Origin of the sequence: Mesorhizobium sp. M7A.F.Ca.AU.002.02.1.1, assembly GCF_003998535.1 — a bacterium.
In the GTDB taxonomy this organism is placed as follows: Bacteria; Pseudomonadota; Alphaproteobacteria; order Rhizobiales; family Rhizobiaceae; genus Mesorhizobium; species Mesorhizobium ciceri.
Genome location: NZ_RZPB01001073.1, coordinates 1 through 1,627 on the forward strand (window position 1 = coordinate 1; position 1,627 = coordinate 1,627).

Annotated in this window: 2 protein-coding genes and 1 pseudogene; all 3 read left to right on the forward strand. The window is 60.4% G+C overall.

Features of this window, described 5'->3' with window-relative positions:
* Positions 1-403 (forward strand): annotated as a pseudogene (locus EN879_RS35115) (signal recognition particle-docking protein FtsY); the annotation flags it as partial.
* 61 nt (positions 404-464) lie between these two features.
* Positions 465-1,139, forward strand: a complete 675-nt coding sequence (locus EN879_RS35120) for a septation protein A (protein WP_013528838.1) — start codon at positions 465-467, stop codon at positions 1,137-1,139.
* 25 nt (positions 1,140-1,164) lie between these two features.
* Positions 1,165-1,627, forward strand: a 463-nt coding sequence (locus tag EN879_RS35125) for an MSMEG_1061 family FMN-dependent PPOX-type flavoprotein (protein WP_127274672.1), incomplete at its 3' end; no start/stop codon positions are given.

Below are 1,627 nucleotides of genomic sequence, written 5' to 3' on the forward strand. Positions count from 1 at the left end.
TGCCTATGATGCATTCGAGCGGGCGAAAGAGGCCGGCTCCGACGTGCTGATCATCGACACCGCCGGCCGTCTGCAGAACAAGACCGAACTGATGGCCGAGCTCGAAAAGATCGTCCGCGTGCTCGGCAAGCTCGATCCGGAAGCGCCGCACACCGTGCTGCAGACGGTCGACGCCACCACCGGCCAGAACGCGCTCAACCAGGTCGAGATCTTCCGCAATGTCGCCGGCGTCAACGGCCTGGTGATGACCAAGCTGGACGGCACGGCGCGCGGCGGTATTCTGGTGGCGATCGCGGCAAAGCACAAATTGCCGGTCTATTTCATCGGCGTCGGCGAACAGGTCGACGACCTCGAACCTTTCTCAGCAAGCGAATTCGCCAGGGCGATCGCTGGAGTAGCTTAACAAGCATGTCCCAAAAAGGTGCAGACTTTTTGGATCAGATCATGCGCAAGAAAGAGATTCCATGAACCCACCCATTCTCGAACGCGATCCGTCGGACCCGCAGAAGCAGAAGAAGGAAGGCGTCAATCCGCTGCTCAAGCTGGTGCTGGAGCTGGGTCCGTTGATGGTGTTCTTCTTCGCCAATGCGCGCAGCGGATGGCTGGTGCAGAAATTCCCTGTTCTGGCCGAGTTCGGCGGGCCGATCTTCGTCGCCACCGGCCTGTTCATGGCCGCCACGGCAATCGCGCTGATCGCCTCGTGGCTGCTCACCCGCACCTTGCCGATCATGCCGATGGTGTCGGGCGTCGTCGTCTTCATTTTCGGCGCGCTGACGCTCTATCTGCAGGACGACATCTTCATCAAGATGAAGCCGACCATCGTCAACACGCTGTTCGGCGGGGTGCTGCTCGGCGGCCTGTATTTCGGCAAGTCGCTGCTTGGCTATGTCTTCGATTCAGCCTTCAGCCTCGACGCTGAAGGCTGGCGCAAGCTGACCTTCCGCTGGGGCCTGTTCTTCCTGTTCCTGGCCATCGTCAATGAGGTGGTGTGGCGCAATTTTTCCACCGACGCCTGGGTTACTTTCAAGGTCTGGGGCATCATGCCGATCACGCTTCTGTTCACCTTCAGCCAGATGCCGCTGATCCTGCGCCATTCGCTGGACGACAAGACCGGCAAAGAAGAGAAGGCCGGGAAATAGAGCCTGCAAATAAGGGGAAAGGGCCATGGAATTCGTCACCACGCGCGACCAGTTGAGGACGATCTACAAGACGCCACGACCGACCGACGGTTCTATCCGAAAGGAGCTGAAAAAACTTGACGGCCATTGCCGCTCCTTCATCGGCAAGAGCCCATTCGTGCTGATTGGCTCGTCCGACGGTGCCGGCAATGCCGACGTGACGCCGAAGGGCGACAAACCGGGCTTTGCCACCGTTCTGGACGACACCACCATCGCCATTCCCGACCGGCCCGGCAACAACCGGCTCGACACGCTGGAAAACATCCTCGTCAATCCCCCGGTCGGGCTGCTCTTCCTCATCCCCGGCATGAACGAGACGCTGCGCGTCAACGGCGATGCCCGCATCACCGTCGACGCAAATTTGCGCGAACGGCTCGCCGTCGACGGCAGGGAGCCGCAAAGCGTTGTCGTGGTCAGCGTCAAGGCGGCCTACATGCACTGCGCAAAAG

Coding starts and splice junctions, on each gene's coding strand:
- EN879_RS35120 (WP_013528838.1), top strand. CDS start 465: ATGAACCCACCCATTCTCGAACGCGATCCGTCGGACCCGCAGAAGCAG.